The organism is Cupriavidus gilardii, from assembly GCF_013347325.1.
In the GTDB taxonomy this organism is placed as follows: Bacteria; Pseudomonadota; Gammaproteobacteria; order Burkholderiales; family Burkholderiaceae; genus Cupriavidus; species Cupriavidus gilardii.
In genome coordinates this window covers 247,950-263,774 of record NZ_CP054626.1, presented here as the reverse complement: position 1 = coordinate 263,774, position 15,825 = coordinate 247,950, and the positions used below count along the sequence as shown (strand labels likewise).

9 protein-coding genes, 1 tRNA gene and 1 pseudogene are annotated in these 15,825 nt (G+C 70.5%); 4 read left to right on the top strand and 7 right to left on the bottom strand.

The annotated features are described in order from the left end of the window. Positions 1-32: 32 nt before the first annotated feature. Positions 33-605, bottom strand: a complete 573-nt coding sequence (locus FOB47_RS11395; RefSeq protein ID WP_151023399.1) for an acyloxyacyl hydrolase — start codon at positions 603-605, stop codon at positions 33-35. A gap of 421 nt (positions 606-1,026) precedes the next feature. Here FOB47_RS11395 and dmeF point away from each other — a divergent pair, with 421 nt between their 5' ends. After that, the gene (dmeF, locus tag FOB47_RS11390; protein ID WP_174781128.1) at positions 1,027-2,043 is read left to right on the top strand and encodes a CDF family Co(II)/Ni(II) efflux transporter DmeF; all 1,017 of its coding nucleotides are present in this window, start codon (positions 1,027-1,029) and stop codon (positions 2,041-2,043) included. 64 nt (positions 2,044-2,107) lie between these two features. On the opposite strand, the gene FOB47_RS11385 is transcribed toward dmeF, so the two are convergent. Further along, positions 2,108-2,181: transfer RNA gene (locus tag FOB47_RS11385), tRNA-Cys, on the bottom strand. A gap of 209 nt (positions 2,182-2,390) precedes the next feature. Here FOB47_RS11385 and FOB47_RS11380 point away from each other — a divergent pair. The 3 genes and pseudogenes from FOB47_RS11380 (at position 2,391) to FOB47_RS11370 (ending at position 9,069) form a co-directional block, all read left to right on the top strand. Beyond that, positions 2,391-3,647 (top strand): exonuclease SbcCD subunit D C-terminal domain-containing protein, encoded by a 1,257-nt coding sequence (locus FOB47_RS11380; RefSeq protein WP_174781127.1) that lies wholly within the window; start codon positions 2,391-2,393, stop codon positions 3,645-3,647. Further along, positions 3,644-7,432, top strand: a complete 3,789-nt coding sequence (locus tag FOB47_RS11375) for an AAA family ATPase (protein WP_174781126.1) — start codon at positions 3,644-3,646, stop codon at positions 7,430-7,432. The genes FOB47_RS11380 and FOB47_RS11375 overlap by 4 nt, the downstream gene beginning before the upstream one ends. Before the next feature lie 321 nt (positions 7,433-7,753). After that, positions 7,754-9,069, top strand: a pseudogene (locus tag FOB47_RS11370) (MFS family transporter). Between the two features lie 98 nt (positions 9,070-9,167). Here the strand turns inward: FOB47_RS11370 and FOB47_RS11365 are convergent. The 5 genes from FOB47_RS11365 to FOB47_RS11345 all read right to left on the bottom strand — a co-directional run bounded on the left by FOB47_RS11365 (position 9,168) and on the right by FOB47_RS11345 (position 15,676). Continuing rightward, on the bottom strand, positions 9,168-9,500 hold the full coding sequence (locus tag FOB47_RS11365; protein ID WP_053820967.1) for a four-helix bundle copper-binding protein: 333 nt from the start codon (positions 9,498-9,500) through the stop codon (positions 9,168-9,170). Between the two features lie 176 nt (positions 9,501-9,676). Continuing rightward, complete coding sequence (locus FOB47_RS11360) at positions 9,677-11,317, bottom strand: tannase/feruloyl esterase family alpha/beta hydrolase (protein ID WP_174781125.1); 1,641 nt, start codon at positions 11,315-11,317, stop codon at positions 9,677-9,679. A 29-nt stretch (positions 11,318-11,346) separates the two neighbouring features. Next, positions 11,347-13,488, bottom strand: coding sequence for an alpha/beta hydrolase domain-containing protein (locus FOB47_RS11355; protein WP_174782398.1), 2,142 nt, complete (start codon positions 13,486-13,488; stop codon positions 11,347-11,349). A gap of 161 nt (positions 13,489-13,649) precedes the next feature. Continuing rightward, positions 13,650-14,879 carry a CaiB/BaiF CoA transferase family protein gene (locus tag FOB47_RS11350; protein WP_174781124.1) on the bottom strand — a complete coding sequence of 410 codons (1,230 nt, stop codon included), beginning with the start codon at positions 14,877-14,879 and terminating at the stop codon, positions 13,650-13,652. A 23-nt stretch (positions 14,880-14,902) separates the two neighbouring features. Then, positions 14,903-15,676, bottom strand: a complete 774-nt coding sequence (locus FOB47_RS11345) for an enoyl-CoA hydratase/isomerase family protein (protein WP_053820965.1) — start codon at positions 15,674-15,676, stop codon at positions 14,903-14,905. Positions 15,677-15,825 lie beyond the last annotated feature (149 nt).

Sequence of the window (15,825 nt, the reverse complement as noted above, 5' to 3'; positions counted from 1 at the left end):
ACCGGCGCCACCGCCCGGCGCCGGGGCCCTGCTCAGAAACGGTAACGCACGTAGCCGGTGTAGAAGTTGGTACCCGGATTCGGCCGCTTGATGCTGGCGTTCGAGATGTGCTGGAAGCGGAAGCCCGCCTCGGCGCGCTTCTGCGGACCGAACGCCACGCCCACGCCGACCATGTCGGAGAACTGGAACGCGGTGCTGTAGTCGTGCGAGTCCGACGTCGAGGTCGCGCTCATCAGCCGCAGGCCGACCGACAGCTCGGCAAACGGCACCACGCTCCAGCCATGCTTTTCGACGCGCAGGATCGGCGAGAAGCCGAACTCGGTCACGTCGCGGCGATTGTTGCCGGTGCGCGCGTTCCAGCGGGCCAGTTCGACTTCCCATTGCAGCTTGGCCAGCCAGCCCTGCGGATTGCCGTAGGCGAATCCCGAATCCCAGTTCAGGCCGATCTCGTACTTGTTCAGGCCGTGGCCCGGGTCGCGGCCATAGGCCACATGGACGGCGGGGTCGGCCTGGGCCGGCGCCGCGACGATCAGCGCTGCGGCAGCGCAGCAAAGGGCGGCCGAGCGGCGCAGCGAACGCGCCGTCCGTTCTTGTTGTTGTGTCATGGTCGAGGGGAGAGAGTTGAAAGATGCCGGCGAAGGCACTGGCACAGACCGTGCCAGGCAGGAAACGCCACCCGCATCGGTGCCGCGCGAACCGGCTCGGACTACGCCCAGAGCCGTTCGATCAGCCACCCGGCGGTGGCGCACAAGCCCAGCCACGCCGCCATGCATCCGGCAATGAATCGATAGGTCATCGTACTTTTGGCAAGCAAAGAGCGAAGTTACGCAAATTCGTGACCCGGATGATACATGCATTCATGAATGTATGTTATGAGCCGATAAATCCATTTTGCGTCTGGGGGTAAACGATCGGACACCCGAAAACTTGAGCCGGGGCCGCGCAGTCGGCGCACCGCCAGCATGGATTTGCGCCTGCCGGCACGCGCATGCTGCTACCCTTGCGGCCATCGAAAAGAGGCACGCCATGCATACCCACGATCTCTCCCCCTGGACCCATTCGCATGTGTTCGACCGCGGCAACGCCGCCGGCGAACGCGGGACGCGCCTGGTGCTGCTGCTGACGGCCGCGGCGATGGTCGCGGAGATCGGCGCAGGCTGGTGGTTCGGCTCGATGGCGCTGCTGGCCGACGGCTGGCACATGAGCTCGCACGCGCTGGCGATCGGCCTGTCGGTGTTCGCGTATGCGGCGGCCCGCCGCTTCGCCAACGACGGCCGCTTCGCCTTCGGCACCTGGAAGATCGAGGTGCTGGCCGGCTTCGCCAGCGCGATCTTCCTGTTGGGCGTGGCCGCGCTGATGGGCTTCGCCTCGATCGAGCGGCTGTTCGCGCCGGCGGCGATCCGCTATCCGGAAGCGATGGCGGTCACCTGCCTGGGCCTGCTGGTCAATCTGGCGAGCGCCTGGCTGCTGGGCGGCGCGCACCATCATCACCACCACGGGCACGGGGACGGCCACGATCACGCTCACCATCACCACGATCATCACCATGGCCACGACCACCATCACGGCCACGCGCATGGCCACGACCTGAACCTGCGCTCGGCCTATCTGCACGTGCTGGCCGACGCCGCCACTTCGGTGCTGGCGCTGCTGGCGCTGGCGGGAGGCTGGTGGCTCGGCTGGAACTGGCTCGACCCGGTGATGGGCATGGTCGGCGCGGTGCTGGTCGGACACTGGGCCTTGGGCCTGATCCGCCAGACCTCGGCCGTGCTGCTCGATCGCGAGATGGATCACCCGGTGGTCGACGAGGTGCGCGAGGTGCTGGCCGGCTTCGATGATGGGCGCGACGGCACCCGCATTACCGACCTGCATGTGTGGCGCGTCGGCAAGGACAAGTTCGCCTGCATCGTCGCGCTGGTCACGCACGACCCGACGCTGACGCCGGCGCGCGTGCGTACCGCCCTGGGTGTGCACGAGGAACTGGCGCATGTGACCGTGGAAATCGCGCGCTGCGACGATGGCGCGCCGACCAAGGCCCGATGAACGGACCCGCATGCCGGGCCGGCTGACGAGGCTCGCACCCGCGCGTTGGCGCGGGCGGAAAGACTGGAGGCGGGGGAACGGAATCGAACCGTCGTACACGGCTTTGCAGGCCGTGGCATGCCACTCTGCCACCCCGCCGCTGTTCTGAAGCGGTGCGCCGCGAAACAGCGCGGGCCGAAGTGTAGCCCGATTCTCCCGATCGTGCAGGCGAGCGCCCCATCGCGCGTTGGCCCGATCCAGCCGCGGCCAACACCGGGCCGACTTCGGCCCGACACCGCCCCCACTTCGGCCCGATGCCCTGCCCCATCTGCTATCGTCTCGGCCATCGTTGAAAGGCCCCTCCCCGCATGCGACTGCTGCACACCTCGGACTGGCATCTGGGCCAGACCCTGCATCACTACGACCGCACCCACGAACACCAGCACTTCCTCGACTGGCTGCTCGATACGCTGGACGCCGAGGCCACCGACCTGCTGCTGGTCGCCGGCGATATCTTCGACACCGCCAATCCGTCGGCCGCCGCGCAGCGGCAGCTGTACCGCTTCCTGACCGAGGCGCGGCGCCGGCGTCCGCATCTGGCGATCGCGATGATCGCCGGCAATCACGACTCGCCAGCGCGGCTGGAGGCCCCCGCCCCGTTCCTCGACTGGTTCGGCGCGGCCTGCGTCGGTCAGGTCCATCGGCTGCCCGACGGCGCGATCGACGTGGAAAGGCTGGTGGTGCCGGTGCGCGATGCACAGGGCCGGATCGCGGCGTGGTGCCTGGCCGTCCCGTTCCTGCGGCCCGGCGACGTGCCGCGCGTCGACGGCTCCGGCCAGAATGCCGATGCCGACCCGTACCAGGCCGGCGTCGCCGCGCTCTATCGCAGCGCGCTCGAACTGGCGCTCGCCCGCCGGCAACCCGGTCAGCCCATCGTCGCGCTCGGCCATTGCCATATGCGCGACGGCGAGGTCTCGGAGGACTCCGAGCGGCGCATCGTGATCGGTGGCGCCGAGGCGCTGTCCGCCGGCATCTTCGATCCCGCCATCGCCTATGTCGCGCTGGGCCATCTGCACCGGCCGCAGAAGGTCGGCCGCCACGAGCACATCCGCTGCAGCGGCAGTCCGCTGCCGATGTCGTTCTCCGAGATCCACTACCCGCACCAGGTCGTCAGCGCCAGGCTCGACGGCGAAGCGCTGGCCGAGTGGTACGCGATCCCGGTGCCCAGGCCGGTCGAGCTGATGCGCGTGCCGCCGACGCCCCGGCCGCTGGAACAGGTGCTCGACGCGCTGCGCGCGCTCGACCTGCCGCCATTGCCGGACGCGCTGCAGCCCTATCTGCAGGTCCGCGTCACCCTGGACGGTCCCGAGCCGGCACTGCGCGCGAAGGTCGAAGCCGCGCTCGACGGCAAGCCGGTGCGCCTCGCACGCATCGAGGTCGGCGCCGCCGGCGCGCCCGGCGACGAGCCCGCGCCGATGCTGTCGCTCGACGATCTGAACCGGCTCGACCCGGCCGCGGTGTTCGCCTCGCTGTATCGCGAGCGGCATGGTGCCGAGGCGCCGGCCACGCTGGCGGCCGCGCTCGCCGAACTGCTGCACGCCCCGGACGAGGTCGCCGCGCCATGAGGATCCTCGCCATTCGCGGCCGCAACCTGGCCTCGCTGGCCGGCGAGTTCGCCATCGACTTCACCGCCGAACCGCTGACCTCGGCGGGCCTGTTCGCGATCTGCGGCCCCACCGGCGCGGGCAAGAGCACGCTGCTCGACGCCCTGTGCCTGGCGCTGTATGACCGCACCCCGCGCGTCGCGCGTGTCGGCGGCCGCGACACGGTGCTGCCCGACGTCGCGGGCGAGACCATCGGCGCGCACGACACGCGCACGCTGCTGCGCCGCGGCGCCGCCGAGGGGCACGCCGAGGTCGACTTCGTCGGCGGCGACGGCCAGGCCTACCGCGCCCGCTGGAGCGTGCGCCGGGCCCGCGGCAAGGCCGGCGGCAAGCTGCAGCAGACGCAGATGTCGCTGGCACGGCTGCCCGGCGAGGAACCGGTCGGCGGCGGACTGAAGACCGAGGTCCAGGCCGCCATCGTCGAGCGCGTCGGTCTGACCTTCGAGCAATTCACGCGCGCGGTGCTGCTGGCACAGAACGAGTTCTTCGCCTTCCTGAAGGCCGGCGACGACGAACGCGCGGCGCTGCTGCAGGCGCTGACCGGCACCGGCCGCTTCGAGGCGATCTCGCGGCGCGCGTTCGAACGCAACAAGGCCGAGCAGGAAGCGCTGCGCCAGTTGCGCGAGCAGGCAGCGCAGCACCAGCCGCTGGACGCCGACACGCGCGCGCAGTGCGAGCGGCAACGGCGGCAGCAGCAGGACGCGGTCAAGGCGCTGGACGAACGGCTGCGGCAATACGAGGCGCAATTGCGCTGGCACGCCGATGCGGCCGACCTCGCCAGGCTCGAACAACAGGCGATCGACCGGCATCGGGACGCCGTCGCCGCCCACGATGCCGCCGCGCCACGGCGCGCCCGTCTGGCCGACGCGCACGCGGCCCAGCCCGCGCGCGCGCTGGTGGCCGAGATCGACCGGCTCGCCGCACAGCGCGAAGCGCAGCGCCAGGAGCTCGCGCGCGCGGCCGAAGCGCTGGCCGCGGCCGCGCGTGCGGCGCAGGACGCGCAGGCCGAACGGCAGCGCGCCGCCGCCGCGCTGGAGGCGGCGCGCCACGCCGAGGCCGCGATGGCGCCGCGCCTGGCGCAGGCACGCGAACTCGATGCCGTGATCGCGGCGTTGAGCCCGGACCGCGAGCGCGCGGCGCTTGCGCATCGGCAAGCCGGGCAGGCGCTGGAAGAAACGCGCCGCGATCAGGCGCGGCTGCGGACCGAGCGCGAATCCGCCGGCTCGGCGCTGGCCGCGGCCGAGGACTGGCTCGTCCGGCATGCCGGGCTCGAAGCCCTGGGCATGCAATGGCCGCGCTGGGACGCGCTGTTTGCGCAGGCCGACGATTGGCACGGCCGGCACGCCGCCGCCACGCAAGAGGCCGCGCGACTGGCAGCGCTGCTCGCCAGGGCACAACAGGACCAGACCGATGCTCAGGGGCGGCTTGCGGCCGCCGCCGCGTCGCTGCAAGACGCGCAGCAGCAATACGCGGTCGCGCAGCAGGCGCTGGCCGGTCACGACCGCGATGCCATCGCCGCGCGAGCCGCCGAATTGCAGCGGCAACGCGACGCGCTGCAGCAGGCAGCGGCGCGCTGGCGCGAACGCCTCGCCGCCGAAGCGCGCATGGCCGAGCTGGTCCAGCAGCGCGACACGCTGCAGGCGCAATGGCAGCAGTGCCGGCAAGGCATCGACGCGGCCCGCGCCGCACGGCCCGCCGCCGAGCAGGCGGCGGCGCAGGCGGAACGCTCGTGGCAACGCGCGCTGGCCGCCTGCCAGCAAGGCGTCGAGCGGTTGCGCGAGACCCTGGAGCCCGGCGAGCCCTGCCCGGTCTGCGGCGCCAGCGAGCACCCCTACGCGCATGACGATTCGCCGCTGGGCGCGGCGCTGCAGGCCACGCTGGGCGCGCTGGAGGACGAGTACCGCCGTTGCCAGCAGGCGCTGGCGCGGATCGACGCCGACGAGCGCAGCGCCGCCGCATTGGCGCGCAGCCACGGCGACGCGCTGGCGCAGCTCGACACGCGCCTCGCCGCGGCGAGGCAGCAGTGCGACCAGGCGCAGCGTGAATGGCAAGCCGACGCAGTGGCTGCGCAGGCCGAAGCGGTCGATGCCGGCGAACGCGCGGACTGGATTGCGCGGCAACTGGCCGACGCCGATGCACAGCAGCGCAGCGCGGCCGAGCTCGACACCCATCTGCGCACGCTCGACAGGCAAGTGCAGGCCGCACGCCTTCGCCTCGATGCCGGCCAGGCCGAGCAGACGGCGGCCCAAGGCGCGCTGCAACGCGCGCAGGCGCTGGCCGCCGAACTCGCCTTGCGGCATGGCACGGCCAACGAGTCGGCCGGCGCAACGTCGGCGCAGCGCGACCAGGCCTTGCGGGCACTGGACGAGGGCGCGCTGCGGCATGCCGCGGGCGCCGGCTGGCGCAGCCAGTGGCACGACGATCCCGCGGGATTGCGCACGCGCTGCGCGGACGATGCCGGCCAATGGACGCGGCATCGCGACGAACGCGACGCGCTACGCCAGCGCATCGTCCAGCTCGATGGCGCGCTGGCCGCCGCCACGCAGGCGCACGAGCGCGCGCTCGACGCGCATCGCAAGGCCGCCGAGGCGCTGGCGTTCGCCGACACGCGGCTGTCCGGACGGCGCGCCGAGCGCGAGGCGCTGTTTGCCGGCACGCCCGACGCGGGCCTGACGGTCGACGCGATCGCGGCCCGTCTGGCGCAAGCCGGTGCCGACGCCACGGCGCGCGTCGACGAGGCGCAGCGCGTGAGCCAGGCGGCCAGCGAACAACTGGCGCGGCAGGGCACGCGCGCCGAACAGGCGCAGTCCCACAGCGAGGTGCTGGACCGGCAGGCGCGCGAAGCGGCGGCGCGGCTCGAGGCCTGGCTGCAGGGCTGGAACGACCGGCACGATGGCTCGTCAGCGGCTGCGCCGCTCGACGAAGCCGGCCTGCGCGCGCTGCTGGCGCTCGATGCCGATTGGCTGGCGCGCGAGGAAGCGTCGCTGCACGCGCTGCAACGCGAAGTCGATGCGGCGCACGGCGCGGTGCAGACGCGCCGCGCCGAACGCGAACGCCATCTGGCGCGGCGGCCTGGGCAGGACGACGCCGCCACCGTGCAAGCCGCACTGGCGGCGGCCCGTGCCGAACTCGAGGGCGCCAAGCAGGCGCTGGCCGAGGCCGATTTCACGCTGCGCCGCGACGACGAGCGGCGCGCGCAGGCCAGCGATCTGGTCACGCGCATCGAGCGGCAGCAGGCCACGGCGCACACCTGGCAGGTCTTGAACGAACTGATCGGCTCGGCCGACGGCAAGAAATTCCGCAATCATGCCCAGCAGATGACGCTGGACATCCTGCTCGGCTATGCCAACCGGCATCTGGCCACGCTGTCGCGCCGCTACCGGCTCGAGCGCGTGCGACAGAGCCTGGCGCTGCTGGTGATCGACCAGGACATGGCCGACGAGGCCCGCTCGGTGCATTCGCTGTCCGGCGGCGAGTCGTTCCTGGTATCGCTCGCGCTGGCGCTGGGGCTGGCATCGCTGTCCTCGCATCGCGTGCGCGTCGAATCGCTGTTCATCGACGAGGGCTTCGGCAGCCTGGACGGCGACACGCTGCGCGTTGCGATGGACGCGCTCGACAGCCTGCAGGCCCAGGGCCGCAAGGTCGGCGTGATCTCGCACGTGCACGAGATGACCGAGCGCATCGGCACGCGCATCGAGGTGCGCCGGCTGTCGGGCGGTCAGAGCCGGGTGACGGTGGGGGCGTAGCGAGATAGCGGGGGAGAGGGCAGCAGCGCTGGCCATTCCGCGAACGCTGCACGAGACACTGTGTTCGCGGTCGCGAACAATCGCGCGCCATCCCGCGCCCTGTCTGGGCTGGGCATCGCCCCCGCCCCGCACGCCGCGCCGCCGTGCCGTGCAGGATCGCGCCTCAGGGGTTACCCTTACACCGTCCTGCCGCCCGCCCGCCAGACCCCTGGCCTTCGCGGGCGGCGTCTGTTGCAGCAGCGGTGCCCCCGCCGCGCTTCGCCCGACGCCGGCGCACGCATGCCCGCGCATGATCGCCGGCGTCCCACTCAGCGATCTCCCATGACAGAACTGACCAGCACCACCATTCCGGCCGGCCCGACGGAGCGCGACCACGACAGCCGCCGCCGCGTCTTCGCGATCGTCGCGGCCTCGTCCGGCAACCTCGTCGAATGGTTCGACTTTTATATTTACGCGTTCTGCGCGATCTATTTCGCGCACTCGTTCTTCCCGCAGTCCGATCCCACCGTGCAGCTGCTCAATACCGCCGGCGTGTTCGCCGCGGGCTTCCTGATGCGGCCGATCGGCGGCTGGGTGTTCGGCCGCATCGCCGACCGCCACGGCCGCAAGCATTCGCTGCTGATCTCGGTGGTGATGATGTGCACGGGCTCGCTGATGATCGCCTGCCTGCCTACCTACGACAGCATCGGCGCCTGGGCGCCCGCGCTGCTGCTGCTGGCGCGGCTGCTGCAGGGCCTGTCGGCGGCGGAGAGTACGGCACCACCGCGACCTACATGAGCGAGGTCGCGCTCAAGGGCCGGCGCGGCTTCTTCTCGTCGTTCCAGTACGTCACGCTGATCGGCGGCCAGTTGCTGGCGGTGCTGGTGGTGGTCGTGCTGCAGCAGCTGTACACCGAGCAGGAGCTGCGCGCCTGGGCCTGGCGCATTCCGTTCGTGATCGGCGCGATCACCGCGGTGGTGGCGCTGCTGCTGCGCCGGACGCTGAAGGAGACCTCGAGCGCCGCTTCGCGCAATACCAAGGGCGCCGGCAGCGTCGTCACGCTGCTGCGCGACCACAAGGCGGCCTTCTTCACGGTGCTCGGCTACACCGCCGGCGGCTCGCTGATCTTCTATACGTTCACCACCTACATGCAGAAGTACCTGGTGAACACCGCCGGCATGCCGATCAAGACCGCCAGCTACGTGATGACCGGCGCGCTGTTCGTCTACATGTGCATGCAGCCGCTGTTCGGCGCGCTGTCGGACCGCATCGGCCGGCGTACCAACATGATGCTGTTCGGCGCGCTCGGTGCGCTGATCACGGTGCCGGTGCTGACCGCGCTGCATACGATCACCAATCCGGCGGTCGCCTTCGTGCTGATCACGCTGGCGATGGCGGTGGTCAGCCTCTATACGTCGATCAGCGGCATCGTCAAGGCCGAGATGTTCCCGCCGGAAGTGCGTGCGCTCGGCGTGGGCCTGGCCTATGCGATCGCCAATGCGGTGTTCGGCGGCTCCGCCGAATACGTCGCGCTGAACCTGAAGGCGGTCGGCCACGAGTCGGCCTTCTACTGGTACGTGACCGCGATGATGGTGCTGGCCTTCCTGGTCAGCATGCGCTTGCCGCGGCAGGCGAAATACCTGCATCACGACGATTGATGCCGCTTCACCAGGCGCCGACGACAGCGCCTTGACCTTGACGATCGGGCCGGCGATATCGCTGGCCCGATTTCATTGCACTGCCGCTTCGCACACGCCTAGGCCGCCGCCATTTGCCGGCACGCCTGTGCGCAGTCGCGGCAGGCCTGCGCGCACTGCTGGCAATGCTGGGCGTGATGACGCGCACACTCCTCGGCGCAGCGTTCGCAGATCTGCGCGCACAGCGCACATAGCTCGCGCGACTGATTGCTGCCGCGCGACATATAGGCCACCGACAGTTCGCAGATGCCGGCGCAGTCCAGGTCCAGCCGGATGCACTCGGTCATCTTCTGCACGTCGTGTTCCTGCAGGCAGGAGGCCGCGCAGTGACGGCAGGCCTGCGCGCAGCGCGTGCAGGCATCGATACAGGCTTGATATTGCTCGTGAGGCATGACATCCCTCCTCGGTCGGTCGACGCCGGATTGGCGCCATACCCGACCGAGCAAGGCGCGGACCACGACGACGGCGCTTCGTCAGCTCCGCCCGCCGGCACCGCGCCTTGCGGCACCGCGCCGATCGGTATTACATGCCTTGCAACTTCTGCCGGCCGTCCAGCGGATGGCCTGCCCTACCGGCACGAGAAATTGGCCGCATCGTCGGTACTGCCGCTGCCCTGGTAGACCGCCTTGCGCGGATACGGGCACAGCGGCCGCGTGCGCGTCACGGTGCCACCGGTGACCGCCGAGGCGACGATGCGGCCCGGCGCCGTGCCCCTGGTGACCCAGGCATCGAGCGCTTCCAGGATGTCGTGGTCCGCGTCGACCACCGGCGCCGGCGTATCGCCATTGCCGAACTGCGTCGTCCCCGGGCCGCCCGAGCAGTGCCCCATGCCAGGCACCATGAACAGCCGGAAGAACCCGTCGACTGCCGCCTGCGAGCCTTGCGCGGCCTTGACGCGATCGTAGTAGGCGATGGTGTCGACCGCGTTGACCACCGGGTCCTGCCAGCCGTTGTAGACCAGCAGCTTGCCGCCGCTGGCCTTGAAGGCCGACAGGTCCGCGTTGGTCTGATCGACCATTGCGCCGACCTTGGCATCGGCATAGGCCAGGTCGCGATCGAAGTCGAAGGTCCACCAGTTCCACTGCGGGTTGTCGAACACCCAGTAGCGCCAGAAGTCCGCCCGCGTGGGCTCGGTCGTGCCCCAGTAGGTGTTCCAGCCCACCGGCGAGCTGCCGGCCGTGAACAGCGCCTCGCTGGTCTTCGGCCAACCCGGGTACACCTGCTCGCCGGTGCGGGGATTGCGCGCGCCCGCGTACATCGCCTTCAACGCCGATACCTGTTCGGCGGTCAGGCAATTGTCGGCATCGGCCCCCGTGCATTGCAGCGTGGCGGGATCGAAACCGCATTGGCGCGGGTCGTCGACCACGCCGTCGGTGACGCCATCGTCCGCATCGCAGGCCGCCACCGCGGCGCGCGTGACCATCGGCAGCTTGGCCGCCGGTACGATCGGCGACAGATTGTCGTTGGGCCGGTGATTGGCGAGGAACTGCCACAGAAAGCCCGCGTTGAGACGCACGCGGTTGTTGCCCGGCGCGCCGGCGATGATGCCGTCGAAATCGTCGGGGTAGCGCTGCGCCTCGGCATAGCCCTGGTGGCCGCCGGTCGAGCAGCCGTAGAAGTACGCGCGTTCGATCTGGCGCGCGTGCATGCCGGCAACCAGCCGTTTGCCCGGCACCGTGATCGCGTGAATCGAGCGCGTGCCCCAGTCGACGATCTTTTCCGGGTGGTTGACGCCGAACAGCATGTCGTTCGGATTGGCGGACTGGTGGCCGGTATCGCCGCCGACCGTGGCATAGCCGCGCGCGAGCCCCATCGCCATCGCCCGGTAGCCGAGCGCCGGGCTGTAGCCGCCATTGCCGGTCACCAGCAGCTTGCCGTTCCACTGCGCGGCCGCCGGAATCCAAACCTCGAAGCGGATCTCCGAATCGCTGCTGGGCCGCGCCACCGCCTGCACGCGGCAGAACGCGGGCACCGTCACCGTGGTGCCGGCAGCGGGCGAGAAGCTGCCGGCGGGAATCTCGGTGGCCGCCTGCACCGTGGCGCCGTCAAGCGCGGCGGTCGCCATCTGCGCGCAGGATTTTGGTGGCTGGTTCGCGGCCGGAGGCGGTGCGGGCGGCGCGTCGTCGTCCCCGCCGCAGCCTGCCACCGCCAGCGTCATCGCGGCGAGCGCGGCCATCGCCGGCGCACGCCATGGGGTTGGCTTGTCCATGTCGTCTCCTCGGTTCGTTCGGCAATGCATCAAGGCAGCACCGGATTGGCCTGCGCCCGTGCGATCGCGCGCTGCGCATCGGCAGGCAGCAGGAAGCGCTGCGCCACCAGTGCGTCGGCCGCCGACCGCAGTCTTGCCAGATAGCCCGACTGATCGCCGTACAGCGCCTCCAGCGAAGGCCGCTGGTCGCCGGCCGCCGTGCGCGCGGCTTCGGTCTTGTGGAACGGAATATAGCTGCCGGTCAGGTTGACCAGATCGACGATGCCCGGCGTGGCGACATAGTTGAACTCGAGGCTGGTGCCGATCGGCACCTGTACGTCGAGCGAGCGGATGCCTGCCCGCGCCAGCCCGGTCGAAGGGTCGAGCTGCGGCACCAGGATGGCGTAGTCCCGGCCCAGATAGGCGGGCGGCAGTACGGTGGCGATGCCCGACTCGTCCTGCGGCCGGTACTGCGGGCCGTAGTCCAGCAGCGGGAAGCCGTTGTAGCGCGCGAGGTACTGGAAGTCCGGGACCGGCACCGTTCCGCTTGGGCCGGTGAAGCTGACGCCCTTGATCACCGGCACCTGCAACTGATCCGGACGCACCAGCGTACCGTCGGCGACGCGCGGCACCTGGCTGTCCGGCGGCGCGATGTCGCGCGCGACCCAGTCCTCCAGCGCAATGAACAGCGCGCGGAAGGTATCGGCGAAGTCGATCATCGAGCCGGCCGGATAGACGGTCTGCGCGGGGTTGTAGTTGATCTGCGCCGAGCGTCCGCCGTGCTGCGTGCTGGCGTAGTAGTAGATGCGCGCGTTGTCCGGCTGCTTCAGGTCGGTGAAGCCGTAGGCGTCGGTCAGCACCGGCGAGCCCTGCAGCTGCCAGAACTCGGTGCCCGACAGGCCGAGGAAGAAGCGCGGGCAGGTCTGCGTCTCGCTGCAGCGCTTCATCACGCCGCCGGTGCGGCCGGCGACGGCGTCCTCGTAGTCGGCCGCCAGGCCGCGCGGCGCGGTCTGGCCGAACGCGCGATGGTCGGTGCGCAGGCCACCGCCGCCGCCCGGCACCGCGAAGCGCGTGTTGATATTGGTCTGGCGCGCGGCGACATGCGCGAAGATGCCGTCGAACACCTTGCCGCCGTCCAGCGCCGCGTTGAAGCCCAGATGCAGGAAGGTCTTCATCGCATTGCCCGACTGCGAGGTGCCCTGCCCGATCGCGTAGCGGATCGCGCCGGCGATCGGATTGGGCGTGCCCGCCGCGTCGGCGGCGCGATGGCGGAAGAAGGTCACCGTGTCGCGCAGCGCCGCGAGGCCGACGCCCATCACCTTCGGGTCCTTGGCCACGTAGGTGATCTCGTACAGATAGCCCGGCTGGAAGCCGTCCTTCAGGCAGACCTTGCTGCCGTCTGGCTTGCCGGGAAACGGCGCGCCGCTGGCGGTGCAATCGGCGAACTTCCATTCCGACGGCGCGATCGGCACGCGCGGATCGGTCTCGTTGACGCGGCGCGTCAGCGTGTAGCCCGGCTGCGTGTTGTCCAGGCTGGCCGGCGCGTACGGAATCATCGAGCCGTTGAACACGCCGCCGGGCAGGCTCATCGTCGAGGTCGCGGCGCTGGGCACCAGCTCGGCCGCGTACGGGCCGGTGATGCTGCTGCCGTCCTTGTTGCGCGCCACCGGCACGCTCAGCGTCAGCCGCGCCGGCGAACTCTTGGGCACGTCGCCCTGCCAGGCCGCGTACAGGAACACGTAGCCGCGTTCGAAGTAGACCGCGTCGCCCGGCACCGCGGCCGGGTTCGGCATGGTCAGGATATTGCCGCGATTGGGCGCGTCATAGCGCAGCACGCCGCCGGCCTTGCCGATGTCCTTCGGCTTGAGCATCACGAACTCGGTGGTGTACTCGACCATGCCGCGCGCATTGACCGGTGCGAGCTCGAGGTCCTGGATCACCGCGTTGCGCGGATCCTTCGGATCGACCTCGCCGTGCAGCGAGCCGGTCAGCTTCTCGTACGCGCCGACGCTGCCGAAGCTGCCGGGAAAGTCCTCGCGCGCGGAAATCGTCAGCGTGATCGCCGGCGTCAGCCGTTGCCCGCCGCCTCCGGGCGGGCCGCCAGCCGACGGACCGTCATCGTCGTCGCCGCCGCAACCGGCCAGCAGAGTTGCCGTCGCGACCGCGGCCGCCGCGGCCAATACCCATCCCATCGCCCGCGCCGTGCCGACGCGGCGAGCGTGCCTGATCTCCATGTCTTCTCCTGCCCTGGTGGTTCTTCTTCGGGTCGCTTGTCGTCACGCCCACTGACGGAGCGTTGGCGCCAAGTCTAGGAAGGAGATTGATCGGAGAGAAATGGATAATCTCGATGGATTCAGCGGGTTTTCGGTTTAATCGCCTCCATCAGCGCCGCGATCCGCTCCGGCGCGACGCCGGCCTCGCGCAACACCTCCTCGGTATGCTCGCCCAGCGATGGCGCGGGCCGGCGGATCGCGGTGGGCGTGCGGGCAAAGCGCGTGGTCGGCCGGACCTGCCGGATCGGGCCGACCGCCGGATGCACCGATTCCTCGAACAGGCCCACCGCCGACAGATGCGGATGGCCGGGCAGCTCCTCCAGACGGTAGATCGGCGTGGCCGGAATATCGAGCCGCTCGCACAGCGCCATCCATTGCGCGGTGGTCCGCAGCGGCGCCAGCTCGGCCAGGTGGCCGTACAGCGCCTTGATGTTGGCGTTGCGCTCGCGCCGGCTGGCGATCCGATAGCGTTCGGCCAGATCGTCGCGTCCGAGGTCGTGGAAGAACGCCTTCCAGTGCCGCTCGGTATAGGGCAGCATGCTGATCCAGCCGTCGGCGGTGCGCACCGGCTTGCGCCCGCCTTCGAGCAGGCGTGCATAGCCGGCCCTGGCGGTCGACGACGGGAACATCATGCCGCCCATATGCTCGGTCAGCACGAAGGCCACCATCGTTTCCAGCATCGGCACCTCGACGTACTGGCCCTCGCCGTGGCGCTCGCGCCGGAACAGCGCGGCCAGCACCGCGTTGGCGACCGCGAGCCCGGTGGTCTTGTCGGCGATCAGGCTGGGCAGGTAGTCAGGCTCCGCACCGGCCGCGCTGGCCGCGCCGACGAAGCCGCAGGCCGCCTGGATGATGTCGTCGAACGCCGGCTTGTCGCGGTCGGGGCCGTCCTGGCCGAAACCGGGCGCGGCGCAATAGACGATATCGGGCCGCAGGCGAGCGACCGCCTCGTAGCCGAAGCCCAGCCGCTCGATCGCGCCGATCCGCATGTTGTGGACCAGCACGTCGACGGTCGGGATCAGCGCGCGCAGCGCGGCGGCGCCCTGCTCGTCCTTCAGGTCGAGCACCACCGAGCGCTTGTTGCGGTTCAGCGCAAGGAAGATCGAACTCATGCCCGCATGCTCGACCACGCCGTTGGCGCGCATCAGGTCGCCCTCGGGCGCTTCGATCTTGATCACGTCGGCGCCCATGTCGGCCAGCACCTGCGTGCCCATCGGTCCCAGCACCACGGACGACAGGTCCAGTACCCGCACGCCGTCCAGCGGCCCCGCCACGGCGGTCTTGCCGCCGCCCTCGTTGTGTTCGTTCACGGATGCACTCCTGTGGTGCCGCCTCAGCGGCGCTGAAAATTGGGCAGGCGGCGCGCGGCCATCGCCGCCACGCCTTCGCGGAAATCCTCGGTGGGGAACTGCGTCAGCTGGACCTGCAGCTCGTGCCGGTTGATCTGCGCGATGCGGTCGGCCAGTCCGGCGCGCAGCGTGGCGCGCGTGCTCTCGACGGCCAGCGGCGCGGACAGCGCGATCTCGCACGCGAGCGCATGGGCGCGCGCCAGCACGTCCGCCTGCTCCGCCAGCTCGTCCGCCAGCCCCATCTCGACCGCGGTCGCGCCGTCGATGCGGCGGCCGGTGTAGAACAGCAGCGCGGCGCGCTGTTCGCCGATCAGCCGCGGCAGCGTCAGGCTCAGGCCGAAGCCGGGATGAAAACCGAGGCGGTTGAAGTTGACGCTGAAGCGCGCCTCGCGGCAGGTCACGCGAAAGTCGGCGACCAGCGCCAGCCCCACGCCGGCGCCGATGGCCGCGCCGTGCACCGCGGCGACCATCGGCTTGCGCGTGCGGAACAGCCGCATCGCTTGCCGGTAGAAGGGACTGGGATCGCGCCGGATCGAGGGATCGCTGGCGCCGAAGTCGGCGCCGGCGCAGAAGGACTTGCCCTCGGCCGCGAGCACGATGGCGCGGCAATCGTCGTCGCGATCGAGTTCTTCGATGGCATCGGCGAGCGCCGCCATGCAGTCGGCGTCGACATGGTTATGGGGCGGGCGCTGCAGCACCACGTGCGCGACGTGGTCCTGCGGCATCCGGCGCAGCGAGAGGGGGGATGAGGTGTCCATGGCGGTAGGAGGTCAGTGGTAGTAGCGGTGACGCGAGAAGCGGCGTGGGAAATTGCCGATGGATCGCCGGGATGTGCGCCCGGATAATGGAGCCGATGTTGCCGGCACCTCGCCGGACACAATCGGCCAAATCGAAAGCGGGCCCGGCG